11 protein-coding genes are annotated in these 16,250 nt (G+C 58.6%); 3 read left to right on the top strand and 8 right to left on the bottom strand.

Features of this window, described 5'->3' with window-relative positions:
- Positions 1-160: 160 nt before the first annotated feature.
- Both secD and P775_RS04715 read right to left on the bottom strand, forming a co-directional pair.
- On the bottom strand, positions 161-2,617 hold the full coding sequence (gene secD, locus P775_RS04725) for a protein translocase subunit SecD (protein ID WP_099909884.1): 2,457 nt from the start codon (positions 2,615-2,617) through the stop codon (positions 161-163).
- A gap of 391 nt (positions 2,618-3,008) precedes the next feature.
- A complete protein-coding gene (locus tag P775_RS04715) occupies positions 3,009-3,929 on the bottom strand; it encodes a calcium/sodium antiporter (protein WP_099909882.1) in 921 nt (306 codons plus the stop codon).
- 235 nt (positions 3,930-4,164) lie between these two features.
- Between P775_RS04715 and P775_RS04710 the strand changes: the two genes are divergently transcribed.
- On the top strand, positions 4,165-5,133 hold the full coding sequence (locus tag P775_RS04710; protein ID WP_245875567.1) for a DUF6635 family protein: 969 nt from the start codon (positions 4,165-4,167) through the stop codon (positions 5,131-5,133).
- 64 nt (positions 5,134-5,197) lie between these two features.
- The gene (locus P775_RS04705) at positions 5,198-6,478 is read left to right on the top strand and encodes a hemolysin family protein (protein ID WP_099909881.1); all 1,281 of its coding nucleotides are present in this window, start codon (positions 5,198-5,200) and stop codon (positions 6,476-6,478) included.
- A 175-nt stretch (positions 6,479-6,653) separates the two neighbouring features.
- On the opposite strand, the gene P775_RS04700 is transcribed toward P775_RS04705, so the two are convergent.
- Positions 6,654-7,079 carry a hypothetical protein gene (locus P775_RS04700; RefSeq protein WP_143520805.1) on the bottom strand — a complete coding sequence of 142 codons (426 nt, stop codon included), beginning with the start codon at positions 7,077-7,079 and terminating at the stop codon, positions 6,654-6,656.
- Positions 7,080-7,139: 60 nt separating this feature from the next.
- Here P775_RS04700 and P775_RS04695 point away from each other — a divergent pair, with 60 nt between their 5' ends.
- Positions 7,140-7,640 (top strand): hypothetical protein, encoded by a 501-nt coding sequence (locus P775_RS04695; protein WP_099909879.1) that lies wholly within the window; start codon positions 7,140-7,142, stop codon positions 7,638-7,640.
- A gap of 533 nt (positions 7,641-8,173) precedes the next feature.
- Here the strand turns inward: P775_RS04695 and putP are convergent.
- From putP to P775_RS04670, 5 genes are all read right to left on the bottom strand, one after another.
- Positions 8,174-9,643 carry a sodium/proline symporter PutP gene (gene putP / locus P775_RS04690; protein WP_099909878.1) on the bottom strand — a complete coding sequence of 490 codons (1,470 nt, stop codon included), beginning with the start codon at positions 9,641-9,643 and terminating at the stop codon, positions 8,174-8,176.
- Positions 9,644-9,818: 175 nt separating this feature from the next.
- On the bottom strand, positions 9,819-9,968 hold the full coding sequence (locus P775_RS04685) for a MetQ/NlpA family ABC transporter substrate-binding protein (RefSeq protein WP_099909877.1): 150 nt from the start codon (positions 9,966-9,968) through the stop codon (positions 9,819-9,821).
- A 246-nt stretch (positions 9,969-10,214) separates the two neighbouring features.
- Positions 10,215-12,320 (bottom strand): glucans biosynthesis glucosyltransferase MdoH, encoded by a 2,106-nt coding sequence (mdoH, locus tag P775_RS04680; RefSeq protein WP_099909876.1) that lies wholly within the window; start codon positions 12,318-12,320, stop codon positions 10,215-10,217.
- A complete protein-coding gene (locus tag P775_RS04675; RefSeq protein WP_245875572.1) occupies positions 12,317-13,867 on the bottom strand; it encodes an OpgD/OpgG family glucan biosynthesis protein in 1,551 nt (516 codons plus the stop codon). Before P775_RS04675 ends, mdoH begins: the two co-directional genes overlap by 4 nt.
- Positions 13,868-14,039: 172 nt before the next feature.
- Complete coding sequence (locus tag P775_RS04670; protein ID WP_099909935.1) at positions 14,040-15,680, bottom strand: OpgD/OpgG family glucan biosynthesis protein; 1,641 nt, start codon at positions 15,678-15,680, stop codon at positions 14,040-14,042.
- Positions 15,681-16,250 lie beyond the last annotated feature (570 nt).

Below are 16,250 nucleotides of genomic sequence, written 5' to 3'. Positions count from 1 at the left end.
GGATCAGGCTCCGCTGGGCCGTTGACGGCGTGGGTGCAGGTTTTGTCGATTCGAAACGCGGCTTGATAATCTGACCATAGCGGTCTTTGCAGAAAACGATCAGGGGCTGATTACCAAATTCTGATCCCGCCGGGGGTGTTTTCCCCGGCGGCCAGGACTTTTAGCTCGGGCTGTGCAGGACCTGATGCAGGATGGTTGCATTGTTGCGCCGCGCGAGCCAAGCCAGCACAGGCCCTGCAACAAATAGGGAGGATGCGGTGGCGATGGTGACACCTGCAATCATCGGCCAGGCAAAGCCCGCCACCGCCGGCCCCCCCCAGATCGCCATCGGCAGAATGGCCATCAGCGTCGTGCCTGAAGTAAAGATGCAGCGAGCAAGCACTTGATTGAGGCTGCGGTCGATAACCTCTGCCAAGGGTGCGCCGCTGTCAGTGGCAAGCTGTTCGCGGATCCGGTCATAGACCACCACCTTGTCGTTGACGGAATAGCCGATCAGCGTCAGCAGCGCGATGATGGTAGTCAGGTTCACCTCCCACCCCAGCAGGGCGATCACGCCAAAGGTCTTGGTCACGTCCAAGAACAGCACGACAATAGCCCCGGCGGCAAAGTGCCATTCGAAACGGATCCAGATATAGACCAGCATCGCCAGCACGGCGAGCCCTAGCGCCAGCAGGCCGGTGGTCGCCAGTTCACCGCTGATCGTTGGACCAACCAGATCAATCTGCTTGAACACCGCATCAGGGATCAATTGATTGGCCACATGTTCGACGGCGGCCACCGTGGCCTGTCCGGCCTGCCCCTGTACGCGGATCAGCGCCTCGTTAGGGGTGTCAAAAGCCTGCAGACTGGCGTCGCCGGGAACTTCGGTCGCGAGACGCTCCCGCAGATCGGACAGGGGCACCGGAGCGTCCGAATGCAGCACCATCTGCACCCCACCGGTGAAATCGATGCCAAGGTTCGGCCCCGGCATCACCAGCATCGCCAGCGATCCGACCGACAGTACCGCCGACACCGCGAGTGCCAGACGTCCGCGCCGCATGAATGAAAATTTTCCCGGTTTCGGCACGCTCCCGATAAGCGGTCTGATTTCCAGCCGCTTGAGCTTGCGGCGCCGCACCACCCCCTCCATCATGAACCGCATCAGTGCCACAGAGGTGAACATCGAGATCACGATGCCAAGGCTCATGGTCACTGCAAATCCCCTGATCGCGCCGGCGCCAAACATGAACAGCAGCACCATCGCCAAAAGCGTGGTGATATTTGCGTCAAGTATGGTCGCCCAGGCCCGCCCATATCCCAGCGTCAGCGCCTTGATCGCCACCGCGCCCTTCGCTGTTTCCTCGCGAATGCGGCTGAAGATCAGGATGTTGCTGTCAACCGCAATGCCAAGGCACAGGATGATACCAGCAATCCCCGGCAAGGTCAGAGTGGCTCCTAGAAATCCCAGCGCACTGAGTGTGAGCATCACGTTCAGCCCAAGCACGCTGCTGGCCAGCAGACCCCAAGCCCCATAAAGCCCCACCATCATCGCTACCACCAGCCCAAGGCCGATTACGCCGGTGACCAGACCCGCCCGGACGCTATCCGCGCCAAGTGCGGCACCGACGCTGCGTTCCTCGATCACGTCAAGTGTGGCAGGCAGCGCGCCGGAGGTCAAAAGCACCGCCAGGGTCTGCGCTTCTTGGGGTGTGAAGTTGCCGGTAATCTGCCCCTGCCCACCGGGAATCGCCTGCTGGATCACCGGCGCGGTCAGAACCTCGCCATCCAGCACCACCGCAAACCGCCTGCCAATATTAGCGGCGGTGATTTCAGAAAATACCGCGCTGCCCTGCCGGTCAAAACTGAAACTGACCATCGGACGACCTGTCTTCGGCTCGAATCCCGATGCTGCAGATTTCAGCCGATCACCTGAAAGTGCCACGTGATCCTCGACCGGGAGTTTATCCGATCCGTCGCGCATCGGCAAAAGCGACACTCCAGGTCCCGGGCCTGACGCAACCATCTGAAAGCTCATCTTGGCAGTGGATCCCAGTAGCGCGCGTAATTCGGCCGGATCCTCGACCCCGGGCATCTGCACAAGGACACGATCCTTGCCGACACGGCTGATCACCGGCTCAGTCACGCCGACCTGATCAACGCGGTGGCGGATCACCTCAAGACTGCCATCTGCTGCTTCGGTGGCCGCGCGGTCAAGGCCGGCGTCGGTCAGCGCCAGATGCAACACACCATCCGTCAGCGCGACGGTAAAATCCGACGGCACGCCAGGCGTGCCATGGGCTGTCGCCTGCACGGCTGACAGCAGTGATGCGGTCCCGGGAACAGTTAGCTCGGTGCCATCCAACTGGATTTTGGCCTGGGGAAGATTCTGCGCGCGCATTTCTGCGACGAGCATCTGGCGCAGTTCTGCAAGGCGTGCCGAGGCGAGATCACCGCGATCCACCGCAAGCAACAAATGCGCGCCGCCCTGCAGATCAAGGCCAAGCGGCACGGTATCGCTGCTGATCCAGGACGGCAGCCTGTCGCGCATGTCTGTGGAAATAAAGTTCGGAAGAGCCATCGCGACTGCCAAAAGCAGCAGGATGGCATAGGTCATGATAACCCATGCTGGTCGGCGCATATCTATATCCTTTAAGGCCTGAAATTTGGTCTGACGTCGAACGGTCAGACCAAAGGCGGCCCCCGGACGGGCGGCTGGATATGAATGGCCGAAGGGACAAAAGACTGGTGCTGGTCCCAAGAGATCCGCGCAGCCGCGGTTTCGATCAGCGCGCGCCTACCCGGTGCAGACAAGATCAGCGGCGGCGTATCGACATCAGGCGACTGCGCCCGCAACAAATGGCTTTGGGCCGTCAGTATGGCTGGCGCGAACGCAGCTTCGTGTTCCGCGACCGGGCCAATGGATGGTACCGTCGGGCCCGACTTGTCATGCGCTCCAAAAAACGCCAGTGCTAAGACAAGGAGCAGCCGCGAGAGCAGAGCCCGCATTCCGACGTCCCTGCCCGCCCGCGTCATCCTTGCGCGGCCCAAACGAAGGCCCCGTAGCTTGCCAGCATCGCGATACCTACACGGCGTCCGATCATCGAGCGGGCAAGCAGCAGAGCGCACAGCACCAGCGATGCGGCGATCATGACCGGAAGGTCAAAGGTCAGGAACCGCATTGCCACTGGGACCGGCGCAATCAGCGCGGTCACCCCAAGTATTCCCAGAAGGTTAAAGATGTTAGATCCGATGATATTGCCAATCGCGATTTCCGACTGGCGGCGGAGGGCCGCGATAAGGGATGTGGCAAGTTCCGGCAACGACGTTCCGATGGCAACGATGGTCAGCCCGATAAAAGCCTCTGACATGCCGTAACCCCGCGCGATCGAGACTGCGCCGTCCACCAGAAAGCGCGCACCAAACATCAAGGCGACGAGTCCGCCCGCCACCCACACGACTGACACAGGTATCGAGGCGGGTGGTTTCAGTCCTTCTTCCTCTGCCTCGGGTGCGCCGGGCGTGCGATAGGCCCAGACCAGATACGCCAGTAAGCCGCCAAACAGGACCAGACCGGACAGGCGCGTTACCTGCCCCAGCGCAAAGATCGGCACAAGAATAAGGGCTGCGGCCATCATGACGAAAGTATCACGCCGCAAAGTTGCACCCATGACCTTAATGGGCCAGACCAGCGCAGAAAGACCACCAATCAGCAGAATGTTTGCAATGTTGGACCCTATGACGTTGCCCAATGCGATATCGGGAACCCCGCGCAGCGCCGCATCAACCGACACCAGAAGTTCGGGGGTTGATGTCCCAAAGCCAACCACCGTCAGGCCGATGAACAAAGGGGGAAGTGACATGCGTCGGGCGATGCCAATGCTTCCGCGCACAAGCGCCTCTCCACCGAAAAACAGACCGATCAGACCGGCGATGATATAGAGATAGTCCAAATCTAATCCTCTTGCGAGCATTTGATTTGCCCCGCCGTGGAGGTGTGCATCAACGGTCACGTCCGCAAGATCGACGAAAACTATTTTTCACCAAAGCGGGATGCGGAAAGAATCCTGTTCCTCTGCCTTACGTGATCAATATCGTGCTAGAAAGAATCCAAGCCGAAGCGCAGGCTACGCCACGCAGAAGCAAGGCGGTCCTGAAATCAAACTCAAGGAGCAGTGCATCAGAGCCATGTCCCCAATATCTGATCCGATCTCGACAACCGAAACGACCGGTTTGCCAACGGGCCATGACTATTTCAGTGCCCGCCGTGCCAGAGTGCCAAGGTTCATAGACAGGCACTTTACATGGCCCGGAACATTGCGCCTGCATGGTGCAGCGCTCGGCTGGGATATACTTCTAGCGCCAATCAACGTGATGCTGTCGCCGGTCTTTGTGCTGACACGCATCGCCGCCGGGCTTTGCGATCGGATCGGGATGCGCCGCGTCGCAATCTGGCTGTCAGAGCGGCGCATCCTGCTGCGCACCGCCGTCGCGCGCCGGGTCGAGTTATGTATCGTGACCGATCTTCTGGACCTTTCCATGCCGCAGGGCGCGGCAGCGCGCGACCCTGACGCCCTGTCCCGCGCCGTTCTCGCCGCCCCGCAGTTTCGCGAATGGATCCGCGCGCGGCAAAGCACGGCTGATGCGCAGGCCCTTGGGCGCAGTATTTCCGAAGCACTTGGGGATTACGCCGGCACACGTTCTGCAGTGGCAGAAATCACCACGGCGCTGATCTCGCTCACGTTGGGCGCGCTGGTGTTCCACGCTCTGACCCCGGGCATGATCTCGATGGCACCGGGCATAGCGAACGCCGTCGCACAGACTAACGCAATTGCAGAGTTTCCAATGGGTCAGTCCCTCGGCGGCCTCTGGTATGGCCTGTTCCCAACCGGAGCCGGGCCATGGCTCATTACCGCGACCGTCACCTGCCTTGTCATGATCGGTTCTGTGGTTGCAGCATTTGCCGGCATCCTCGTTGACCCTGTGCAAAGCCGCCTTGGCATCCACCGCCGCCGACTTATGCGCTTGATCGACACACTGGAAGATGAACTGTGCGGCCCCGGCAGCAAACCTTTTGCGGCGCGGGAACATTATTATGCACGCCTGCTCGACCTCTGGGATGCCGGTGCGAGCCTGCTGCGCCTATTTAGAAACTGACCAGCCCGATACGATGTGATAGTGCCGGAACTGATCGCCGGTCGGCCCGGCAGTAGATGGAAAAATGGTCCTTGAAATAGCAATCGTCCTCCTGTTGACACTAATCAACGGATTTTTGGCAATGTCTGAACTGGCTGTCGTGTCGGCACGCCCAGCACGTTTGCAAGTGCTGGCCGACAGAGGCAGCAAGGGTGCGGCAACAGCCATCAGTCTTGCCAAGGATCCCGGCAGGTTCCTGTCGAGCGTCCAGATCGGGATCACGCTTGTGGGGGTGCTCGCCGGCGCGTTTTCCGGCGCGACGCTCGGCGCGCGGTTGTCAGCGATACTGATCGAGGTCGGCCTTTCCGAAGGAATCGCCTTGCCGCTAGGCGTAGGTCTGGTGGTTGTGGCGATCACCTATCTGTCGCTTATCGTGGGCGAACTGGTCCCCAAACAGATCGCCCTGCGCAACCCAGAACAGGTCGCCATCCGCGTTGCTCCGATGATGCGCATCATCGCCCGCTTCGCCTTTCCGCTGATCTGGATGCTGGACCGCTCCGGCAAGCTTGTGCTGCGCCTGTTGCGCCAGTCACGCACGCAAGACCGCCATGTGAGCGATGAAGAGGTGCGCCTGATCGTTGCCGAGGCCGAAAGCACCGGTGCCATGAACCCGGCCGAAAGCCAGATGATCGCCGGCGTGATGCGCGTCGCTGACCGCAGCGCGCGTGGCCTGATGACACCACGCCACGAAGTTGAAATGCTTGATGTGGCCTGCAGCAGGGCGGATCTTATGCGACAGTTGAAGGATCATCACCGCTCGAGACTGCCGGTTTGGGAGAAAGACCCCCACAACATCATCGGGGTTCTGGCCACCGGCGATATTCTCGCCCCCGCCCTCATGAACGAACCGTTTGATCTGCACGAGCTGTTGCGCGAAGCGCCGGTGGTCCGGGACGAGCAGAGCGCTCTGGATGTGATCGACAGGTTGCGCATGGCGCCGGCGCATATGGTTCTGGTCTATGACGACTACGGCCATTTCGAGGGCATCATAACGCCAATGGACCTCTTGGAGGCCATCACCGGAGATTTTCCAGACAGCGAGACCGATGAACCCAAGGTCGTTATCCGCGCAGACGGATCATACCTCGTCGCCGGCTGGATGCCCGTTGATGAATTCGCCGATCTGCTTTCGCTGGAGATCGACACGGATCGTGGATATGAGACAGTCGCTGGATTTGTCCTTGAGAAAATCGGCAGGTTGCCGGAGGTCTCGGAACATCTGGCTCTGCTGAACTGGTCGATCGAGGTCGTCGACATGGATGGGCGGCGCATCGACAAGCTTCTGGTCAAGCGCGTGGACCAATAGAGTTCGCAGCAGCAAGAGATGCCTGCCGTTCTGGCAAGTGCATGCCTCAAATAGCTGCCAGACGCCCATCCGATCATCTTGATAACTGGCGCAATCTGTCCCAAACATCATCTTGTTTTCCGCTTTTTGGCATATCGTCGAGACGGAATAAAACAATCATCCGCGGATCAGAACTTCAGATTTTCATGCGTGCGATTTCACACTCTCCGTGGCGGACTTGAATCGCGCCGGTTTCATCGCAAACCTTTGGCTTCATTTCTTGCGAGCATATCGAGGACGTCACGCTTTGCATGGACCTTTTCTTCAGCCTCTGCTGGCAGGGTGTTTCCAATTGGGCCAAGCAGGCGCGTGTTGTGGAACTCAGGCGTTTCTTCAACAACGCCGGTGTCAACCCATCCGAGAGGGGGGCAAAACAAGCTGACGCCTTGCGCAGAAGCTCATTTGCCTGGCGCAACGCGCGAACCTCCCGTCCAGCGCCTTGATGCTCGAACATCATCAGGACCGCACGCGCATGGACCTCTGGCGAGTAGCGATCTGCCTTTTTGTCATAACCATCACCCTTACTTAAGTTGATCGTCTCCGACAGATCCGAGGTATTCAACTGGCCCTAGCATTCCGAGCCAGATAGCGTATTGCGGCGGGAACTTATGGAGAGTGAAGAATGGCTGTTTCGCAGGGCGTTATCGAACTGGTTGCTTCGGCTCAGGCAAACGCAAGGGCTTCCCAGGAGCGCATTTCAGACATTATGAGCCGCGAGGGCGGAGTTGATGACGTCGAAGCGCTTCGTGCGGCGACCGTCGAGCTTGAATTGACGGCGGTCGACATCTTCTCGATTTTTGAAGTGCGGATGCAGCATCACTTCAAAAGAGGCCCGTTCTCTCGCAAGCTGGTCACCTTGCTCGTTGACAGCGGGCAAGCTGACCTCGCCGACAGGATCCACCAATACTATCTAGCGATCAACGTTCTGAAACACGGGAAAGGCGAGAGCTATCGAGAGCTGATGCGTGAGCCGAATTCCCTCATCGTTGTCAGACCTGCCCAAGATACGATCCGAGATGACGCACACCGACCGGTAGGGCTTGTGGATGTCACAGACCCGAGCTTCTTTGCCGGGCTCACCGAAGCAATCGTCGAAGCGTACCGGTTTCTTGAAAAGAGATAGCGGCATCGGCTACACCTTTGCCGATTGCTCAGGCTGCATGTCTGGTATTATGCCTTGATGCGGTCAGCATCTTACATGGGCTCTGATGCAAAACGATGACGACCAAGGTTTCTTGTCATTAATCCGTTTAAGAGACGGCGCAGGTGGCCGAGCCCTCACCTTCGCGGTCGCACGAAATTTGGATCGGTCTTGATCTGGCAGTGGCTACTTTTTCCACCTCGTGCAAAAGGTAGCCTCATCGCGGCCAAGAAACGCTAACTGAACGCGGTCGCACAGGGCTTTGCCGCACGAAACCCGGAACGCCAAGCCGCTCAAATGCGTATCTGCGTCGCCGACATCAACGACTACAAAACCCTCGGCACAGCATCGCAAAATTGTTCGACTGACTTTGGATCAATCGGAAGGGGGCGGTCACTCATGATGCTGGAACACGCCAATTGCGCAAAAATGAAACTTGTCCACGAAACGCACGGCGTGATCGAACGCGCCCTTGCGCGCGAGATGTGGCGGCGCCTGGCGCCGCCACTGTCAGCTTACTTCGCGTTCAGCGCGCGGAATTCACCCTGTTCGCGCGACATCAGGCTGACCACGACGATTGCAAGGAACGCCGCGATGAAGCCCGGGATGATTTCATAGACCCCCGGCCCGCCAAGGAAGGATGCGCTCCAGTCAAGGCTGATCCATGCGATCACCACCGCAGCGCCGGTCACGAGACCTGCAACCGCTCCGGAACCTGTCATCCGGCTCCAGCTCAGCGACAGGATGATCAAGGGGCCGAAGGCCGCGCCAAAGCCTGCCCAGGCGTTCGAGACGAGTCCCAGAACATTGCTTTGAGGATCGCCTGCGATGATGGCCGCAACGACACCCACCAGCACGACCGCCAGACGGCCGACCGTGACGATCTCGCCCTCAGTTGCATCCTTGCGCAGGAACAGGCGGTAGAAATCTTCCGCCAGCGACGATGAGGCGACCAGAAGCTGGCTCGACACCGTTGACATGACCGCCGCCAGAAGGGCTGCGAACAGAAATCCTGTCACCAGCGGGTGGAACAGAAGATCCGCCAGCACGATAAAGATCGTTTCGGCATCCTCTACCACGAGGCCATTGCGTTCAGCATAGGCGCGACCGAACACGCCAAGCCCGACAGCGCCCAGAAGCGAGATACCCATCCAGACCATGCCGATATTGCGCGCGGTCGCGACGGCGGCCACGCTTCTGATCGCCATGAACCGCACGATGATATGCGGCTGGCCAAAGTAGCCAAGGCCCCAGGTCACCGCCGAGAGAAAGCCCATGACGGTCAGCCCGTTGGTCAGCGACAGAAAGTTCGGATCAACCTGCGCAAGTGTCTCGCCAGCCTGATCAAAGCCACCGCCCTGTCCGGAGTACAGCACAACCAGCGGCATGATGACGAGCGCCAGCATCATGATGCAGCCTTGGACGAAATCGGTCAGGCTGACCGCGAGAAAGCCGCCGATGACCGTATAGGCCAGCACGACGCCAAGCGTGAGCCAAACGCCGGTCATGTAACCGCCCTCGAACACCGTAGTGAACAGCTTGCCGCCCGCGACAAGACCGGAGGCGGTATAGACTGCAAAGAAAATCACGATGATGATCGCGGATACAAGGCGCAGCGCCGTGGCTTTGGTCGGGAAGCGGTTGGCCAGAAATGCCGGGATCGTCAGTGCATTGTCGTAGCGCTCGGTCTGTTCGCGCAGGCGCGGGGCCACGACGATCCAGTTAACCAAAGCACCGAAAAACAGGCCGATGCCGATCCAGGCCTCGACCAGTCCCGAGAGGTAAAGTGCACCAGGCAGACCCAGCAGCAGCCAGCCACTCATGTCCGAAGCGCCGGCAGATAGCGCGGCCACGGCGGGGTGCAGGTTGCGCCCGCCCAGAAGGTAATCCTCGGAATTCGAGGTTGATTTGCGATATGCGTAGACCCCTATGCCAAGCATGAGCGCGAAATACGCGATGAGGCTGATCCAGACTCCGATTTGCATGTCCTCTCCCTTTTTATTGCTAGTCTGGCGCGGCCTTTTGGGCCGAACCGGTTTTATGAATAAAATCTGCTTAACAGATGAGCACACGACGTAAAACCGCCGTTCTACGCCAATGACGTGCCCCAAACGAAAACGGGCGCCCGACTGGACGCCCGCTGCAGAAGACTAGCCCGCCTTACCAAGAGGTCAGCACCGTGCCGTGATATTTCTCGTCGATGAAGGCTTTGACCGCATCCGAATGATAGGCATCCGCCAGAGGCTTGAGCCAAGATGCGTCCTGATCACCGGCAGGCAGCACGATGATGTTCACAGATAGTGTCGCCACGTTCTGACACCCAGTTGTGCTTCTGGACTGGGGCGTTCTTGGAGCAAGCTTTCGATATCCTGTTCAAAGTTCAAGCGATTGATCAGTTTCACGGGATGCTGGCATCGAAGTCGCTCACATGATCTGTAAAGAGCAATTCGAACGGTCAGCCAAGTCCGGCTTCGAGCAATTCGCGGAGTAATTGTATCCGCTCCACGGGACGTTCTCGACGCGTCTCTAAATCTGCGACACTCCCCATGAACGTTGCTACGGCGCTCTGGAAAACTTTTCACAACCCCAAGATAAGAGTTCTGGAGTCGAGAGCAGTTTGGTAAGTTCTTTTTTCGTCAGCCATCCTATAGCTTGATCCACATTCCCCGCTGCGCTCAACTTGGCGCGTGTCGTGATGACATCCAGGTCCATCTTATTGTCGTCGGCACTCTGATCAGTCACAGGTGGCAGCGATGACAAATGCCTTGCATTCAGCTTTGGATCGCTCAGCAGCATCATCGGCGTCACATCCGCCACGATGTCGAAATCGGCACGCAAGGCTTCAGCGCGCAAGGCGACCGGCGGTGGGTTGCGATCTTCTGGGATGTATAGAAGCCGGATCAGCCCTATGTCCATAACCCGACCGGTAAATCGCGACAGCGCAGGGGAAAGCACCAGGCCTGCCAGCACGGGGGCGAGCCAGATGATCTGATTGGGCGCAAAGAGGACCACTGTCACAGAGGCGGCGAGACCGATGAAAACTTGCACTCCGTGGCTCGCAAAGGCCTTGCTCCATGACATATCGTTGGCGCCGCGACTTTGTGCTGACCAGCCGCTGTCTCGCCCACTCAGGATCTCGAACACCTGCTGGACCTGAAACAGCATCAGAATTGGTGCAAGCAGTGCGGACAAAAGGATTTCAAGTATCGTGCCGCCAAGTATCCGTCCGGCACCACCCCAGGAACGTCTCAACTTTGGCAGAGAGATGGCGCGCAGCGCGCCCAAAATTTTGGGCAGAAACAAAAGCGCCATCGACAGAGCAAGGAGCCACATCATACGCTGTGCGTCAAAGATCGGCCATTGCGGGAAAAGCTGAGGTTCGTCGCCAAAATAATCACGTTCATACAGCAGGCTTTGAGCTGTCAGAAAACCGCCGGTGACCAGCATCGCCAGCCAGATCGATGACATCAGATAAGATCCGATGCCAATCAGGAAATGGGCGCGGTTTGACGCACTCAGCCCGCGTGCGCCGACAACTTTGACGTGCTGCAGATTGCCCTGTGCCCATCGCCGATCGCGCGCGGCTAGATCGAGCAGGCTCTGCGGTGCGCCCTCCCAACTGCCGCCCAAGTCTGTATCCATGCGCACCTGCCAGCCACCTCTGCGGATCAGGGCGGCTTCGACGAAATCATGGCTCATGACATGGCCACCGAACGGCTTCCTGCCGGGCAGTTCTGGCATGCCGCAGCATTCCGCGAAGGCCTTGACACGGATAATCGCGTTATGGCCCCAGTAGTTGCCGTCAAGGCCCTGCCAAGCGGACACGCCCCGTGCGATTATCGGGCCATAGACTCGGCCAGCAAATTGCTGAATCCGCGCAAAAACGGTTGTCCCACCCATCAAGACGGGTACGGATTGCAGAATACCAAGGCGGGGCGCAGCCTCCATCCGGCGGGCAAGCGTGATCACGGTGTCAGCTGCCATCAGACTGTCAGCGTCAAGCACAAGCATATGGTCGTAGCGCGCGCCCCACTGTTCTACAAATTCGCGCAGATTGCCCGCCTTGCGTCCAACATTGTCAAACCGCCGACGATACCACACCTGCATCTTGCCTTTCAGGCCTTGGCGCAGGCGGCTGAAGCATGCGGTTTCCTGTGCCCAGACAGCGGGATCCGTCGTATCCGACAGCAAAAAAATCTCAAATGCACTACCCTCGCCCCTGTCGGCAATGGCTTCGCCAATGGCCTGCAGAGCGGCACAGGTGGTGGCGGGGTCTTCGTTATAGACCGGCATGATGATTGCGGTCCGGCTAGTCAGTGGGCGATCGCTGCTCTCATTAGCCACTTCCCTTCGACCGGAAAATACCGCAGCCAGCGCTTGGGTGGACGAAAGCGCAATCCAGCCGAAGGTGACCGTGAAAAACCCGAGCAGCAGGCTTTGCAGCGTGGTAGAGGTCTCGTTGCCAAACACCAGGTTCATCTGCATGAAGCCGTAGATGGTAAGCGCGGCTGCCCCGCCAAACGCTGTGATCCGCGCCAGATAGACCTGCGGTGTCTGCCAGATCCGCTGACGTGCCGGGGCCTTGCGCAGGTCCTGTGTCGGCATTTCCAGCGGTGCTTTATCTGGTGTAGGCAGCAGAGGGTGATGTGGAAAAGCGGTCATGACCGTGCCAGTCTGTAGAGCCAGGTTTCGGATTCCGGTCCCTCCGGACCCATCAGCGTCATTTCGAACTCTGTGACGGAAGCATCACCGACATCATAGGCAAATGAGGCACGAATGCTTTTGCCATCGGGCAGTCGACGCAGCCTCACATTCTCTACCGGCTGGCCGTTTGCCCAAGCCTGCACGGTAATACCTTCGACCCAAGCCATTTCCTTTCGGAAATCGATGACCAAAATGCGATTGTTGCTGTTTTTGTCCAACGCTCCCGAACGCAGCGCATAGGCGCGGCCAAGGGGCGCCGTGTCGGGCGGAGTTGCGCACCAATGCACACGATAATTGAATTCATGCCCCTCCTCGCTCGGGCCAAGCGGCTTCTCCGGCCGCCAGAACGCGACAATGTTATCGTTGAATTCAGTCTTTACCGGAATCTCGACCAAAAGAACTGATCCGCGTCCCCATGACCCAATAGGTTCCACCCAGCCGCTGGGTCGCTTTTCATAGCGCGCCTCGGCATCCTGATAGTATTCAAAGTCGCGCTGCCGCTGTGACAGGCCAAAACCTTTGGGATTTTCGTCTGCAAAGGCGGAAACCTGCAGCGTCGTCGGATTGGCCAGGGATCGCCAAATCCGCCGACCATCACCTGTGACCATCTGAAGGCCCGAACTGTCATGCACGGCATCGCGGAAATCGTCGACCCCAGCGCGCCGTGACGGGCCGAAAAAGAACATCGATGTCAGCGGCGCAATGCCAATCTGATCAATGTCGCGGCGCGGGAACAGTTTGCAACGCGTCTGCATCACCGTTGTCTCACCCGGCGAAATCTCGAACTGGAACGCCCCCGTGCAGGATCGGCTTTCCAGCAGTGCACGCACCACCACAGTCTGAGAATTGGGTTCCGGCGCTTCAATCCAGAACTGGATAAAGCGCGGAAATTCTTCGCCTTCTGGCGCGGCCGTATCAATGGCGAGTCCACGGGCAGACAGCCCATAGACCATGCCCCTAGCGACGCCGCGAAAATAACTAGCGCCCTGGAAAACGATGAATTCGTCAAGCTCGTCAGGGCGGTTGAGCGGCGCACGCAATCTAAAGCCGGAATAGCCCAGAGTGTCACTGGCGGACTCATCCCGGAACTGCGCCACCTGTTCCGGATCGAAATATCGGGGATCAAAGGAAAAGATGGCAGGATCAAAACGTACATCAAAGGTCTGATCACCATCGATCACAGACAGTTTCACAGGGTTTGAAAAAACCGTGCCCGGGGGGAGTGCATCCAGCAGAACTGTTGCGTTGTCAGCCTGCAGTCGCAGTGATTCAGGTCTGATCGCGCGATATTGATCGGAATTAAGCCCGTCGAAAATCCCTGACAGCTTGCCGGTTGGCAAATCTGCGTCATTCTTCGATCTATCGCTGGCAAGCTTTACCAGCGATTCGAAGCTGCCCGAAATACCTTCGGTTGGCACAAGAATGGAGCCCGCCGCTACGGATGGTGTGGTCTGAGCATGTGCCGAGACCCCGAAAACGTGCGGAGCTAGCCCGGCAAGTACCATGCCAGTGAACGCTCGGCGTGATATTGCGGCACTCATAAAATTCCCCTTGCCGCCTGTTGGCGGTCTGCGCGCAGAAGTTGCGCCGTACACCGGCTTGGCGCAGGCTGTGCGATTTGTGATCGCGCGGCCTGCATGACGTAGTTTCGCCAAGTGTACACACCTTCAGGCAGTGTCAATATGCCGACCTCCTTTTGACCCAGGCATCGGTCAGCCATGTTTCAGTCAAAGCACGTCCATCAAGGCGCAAATATGCCCTTAGGCTGACTGCTTCGGGTCCGGACTGCTTATAATCGAACGTCAGCCGCCACTGCTTTGTTCCGACGATTGGATGCGCTGCAACCGGTTTGACGATGACCCCGTTGGCTGCTTCGACTACCGCCTCGACGCCACTATCTACGTCGAGCCCTTCGAGGCTGGTCCCATCAAAGTCGATTACGAACTTGCCGACGCCTTCCGGAATGGGTTGGCCCGGCATCCCTCCCTGTCCCTGCCGAGTGGCAACGACCGTTGCCACTGTGTCAGATTTCGGGTCTTGGGCACGCCATTCGATTTCATAATCGAAACGGAAGGAATCGCCACGCCGTGCAGGCTGTTCGGGGACCCAATAGGCCACGATATTGTCGAAGGTTTCATCTCCGGTCGGGATCTGAACAAGCTGGACCGCCCCACGACCCCAGGCGCTGGTTGGACGGACCCAAGCCGAAGGCCGTCTATCGTAAAATACACCGTCATCCTGATAGTGATCGAAATTGTGGTCGCGCTGGATCAAGCCGAAACCTGCTGGGTTCTCATCCAAAAAGCTGGATGTGCTGACCAATTCAGGATTGTTCAGCGGACGCCAGATTCGTTCGCCGGCACCCGTCGCAAGGGCGAGGCCGTCGCTGTCGTGGATTTCAGGCCGCCAGTCCGCGCCGATGATTCGATCACGTTCAGAATACCAGTACATGCTCGTAAGGGGGGCTATGCCCAGCCGTTCGACATCTGCGCGCATGAACAGATTCGCTGAAACACTGGTGACATGGCCATCCGTGCCCTCTGCGTCGCGCACCAGACCAAACCGGTAGGCCCCGGTGATTGAGGGTCCGTCAAGCTCGGCCCATACCGACATATCTTCGCGTTCTGATTCTGGCGGCCCCAGCCAGAACGCCTTGAAGCGCGGAAATTCCTCGGGCCGGTTCAGACCAGTGTCGATGGCTATACCGCGTGCAGACAGACCATATTGCCGTGCGGGGCCGTCTGTGCGGAAATACGAGGCACCCAGAAATGAAACCCAGTCTGGTCCCATGTCAGGCCGCATCACCCGAAATCCGGCAAAGCCAAACCCCGGCGGCAGTTCATGCGCGGGGCTGTCATGTGGCATCGTAAAGATATCCTCGCCGAAGATCACCTCACGCGACACCCCGTTTTCATCCCGCAGGTTGATCTGAACCGGTTCGGGAAAGTACCGCCCAGGATGAAACAGCTGTACGGCTGCATCGGTGTCACCAGGATAAAGGCTTTCATCCTCGCGAAACCTGATCTGCCAGTGCGCACTGTAATCGATCTTTTTGATCAGATCGGGTGCAGGCACCACCGGCGGCACAAAGGGCTGTGACGCAGAGGCGCGCGCCCGGTCAACCAAATCTTCAAATGTCAGGCTGCTGGCCTGACCCAGTGGCGCCCCCTGCCCCCACGCCCCACCTGCGTAACCGGTGCCGATAAAAGCCGCTGCCGCTTTGAGAATGCCCCGTCGTGACGGCTTGAAACCGACATCGGTTTGCGCGGTGCCGCGTTCGCCCGAACAAGAGGCCGCCGGTAAATGTTTCAGGGTCATCTTCATCAAACTCCGGTCATAAGATCGTCACGTCACGGTGCATTTCTCCGTCACCGATGACTTCGGCAAGTGACGTAAGACGCGTTTGTGTTCAAGCCTCTAGCAAGCGCTGTCAAGTATGCGGCGATAGCCCGCCGAAACTGGCAGGTCTCGGCGGGCTCAGAGCCTGTTTTTGTGGCGCTGTTTGAACGAAGCCAATACTTCCCACAGCGTTGAGTGGCGGTATTCACACTGCGGAAGGCAGGCAGGATCAAGCGAGACCAGAAGCGTCTGGCGCAGTGCCACAGCAACGGCTTCTTGCGCGAACGTTGACGTCGGCAGCAGCTGATGTGGAGTAGGCTGCGATCCTCGACACTGTTGCGCTTGCGCCATTTAACGGGATCGATGTTTCTCCAGCCATGAGCAACGCTGCGGCTGTGACGCAGCAGAATGGAGAGCAATATATCAGTCGCAGTCGTTGGAATTGACTTGGGCAAGACCGTGTTCAAGTTGCACGAAGCCGACGCTGACGGACAGGCCGTGTTGAAGCGCCGCATCTGGCAAGAAGGACTGCTGGCCCAGAGTGCTGAG

The organism is Puniceibacterium antarcticum (genome assembly GCF_002760615.1).
Taxonomy (GTDB): Bacteria; Pseudomonadota; Alphaproteobacteria; order Rhodobacterales; family Rhodobacteraceae; genus Puniceibacterium; species Puniceibacterium antarcticum.
Note: the sequence above shows the minus strand (reverse complement) of the source record. Positions and strands in the feature narration are given on the sequence as shown.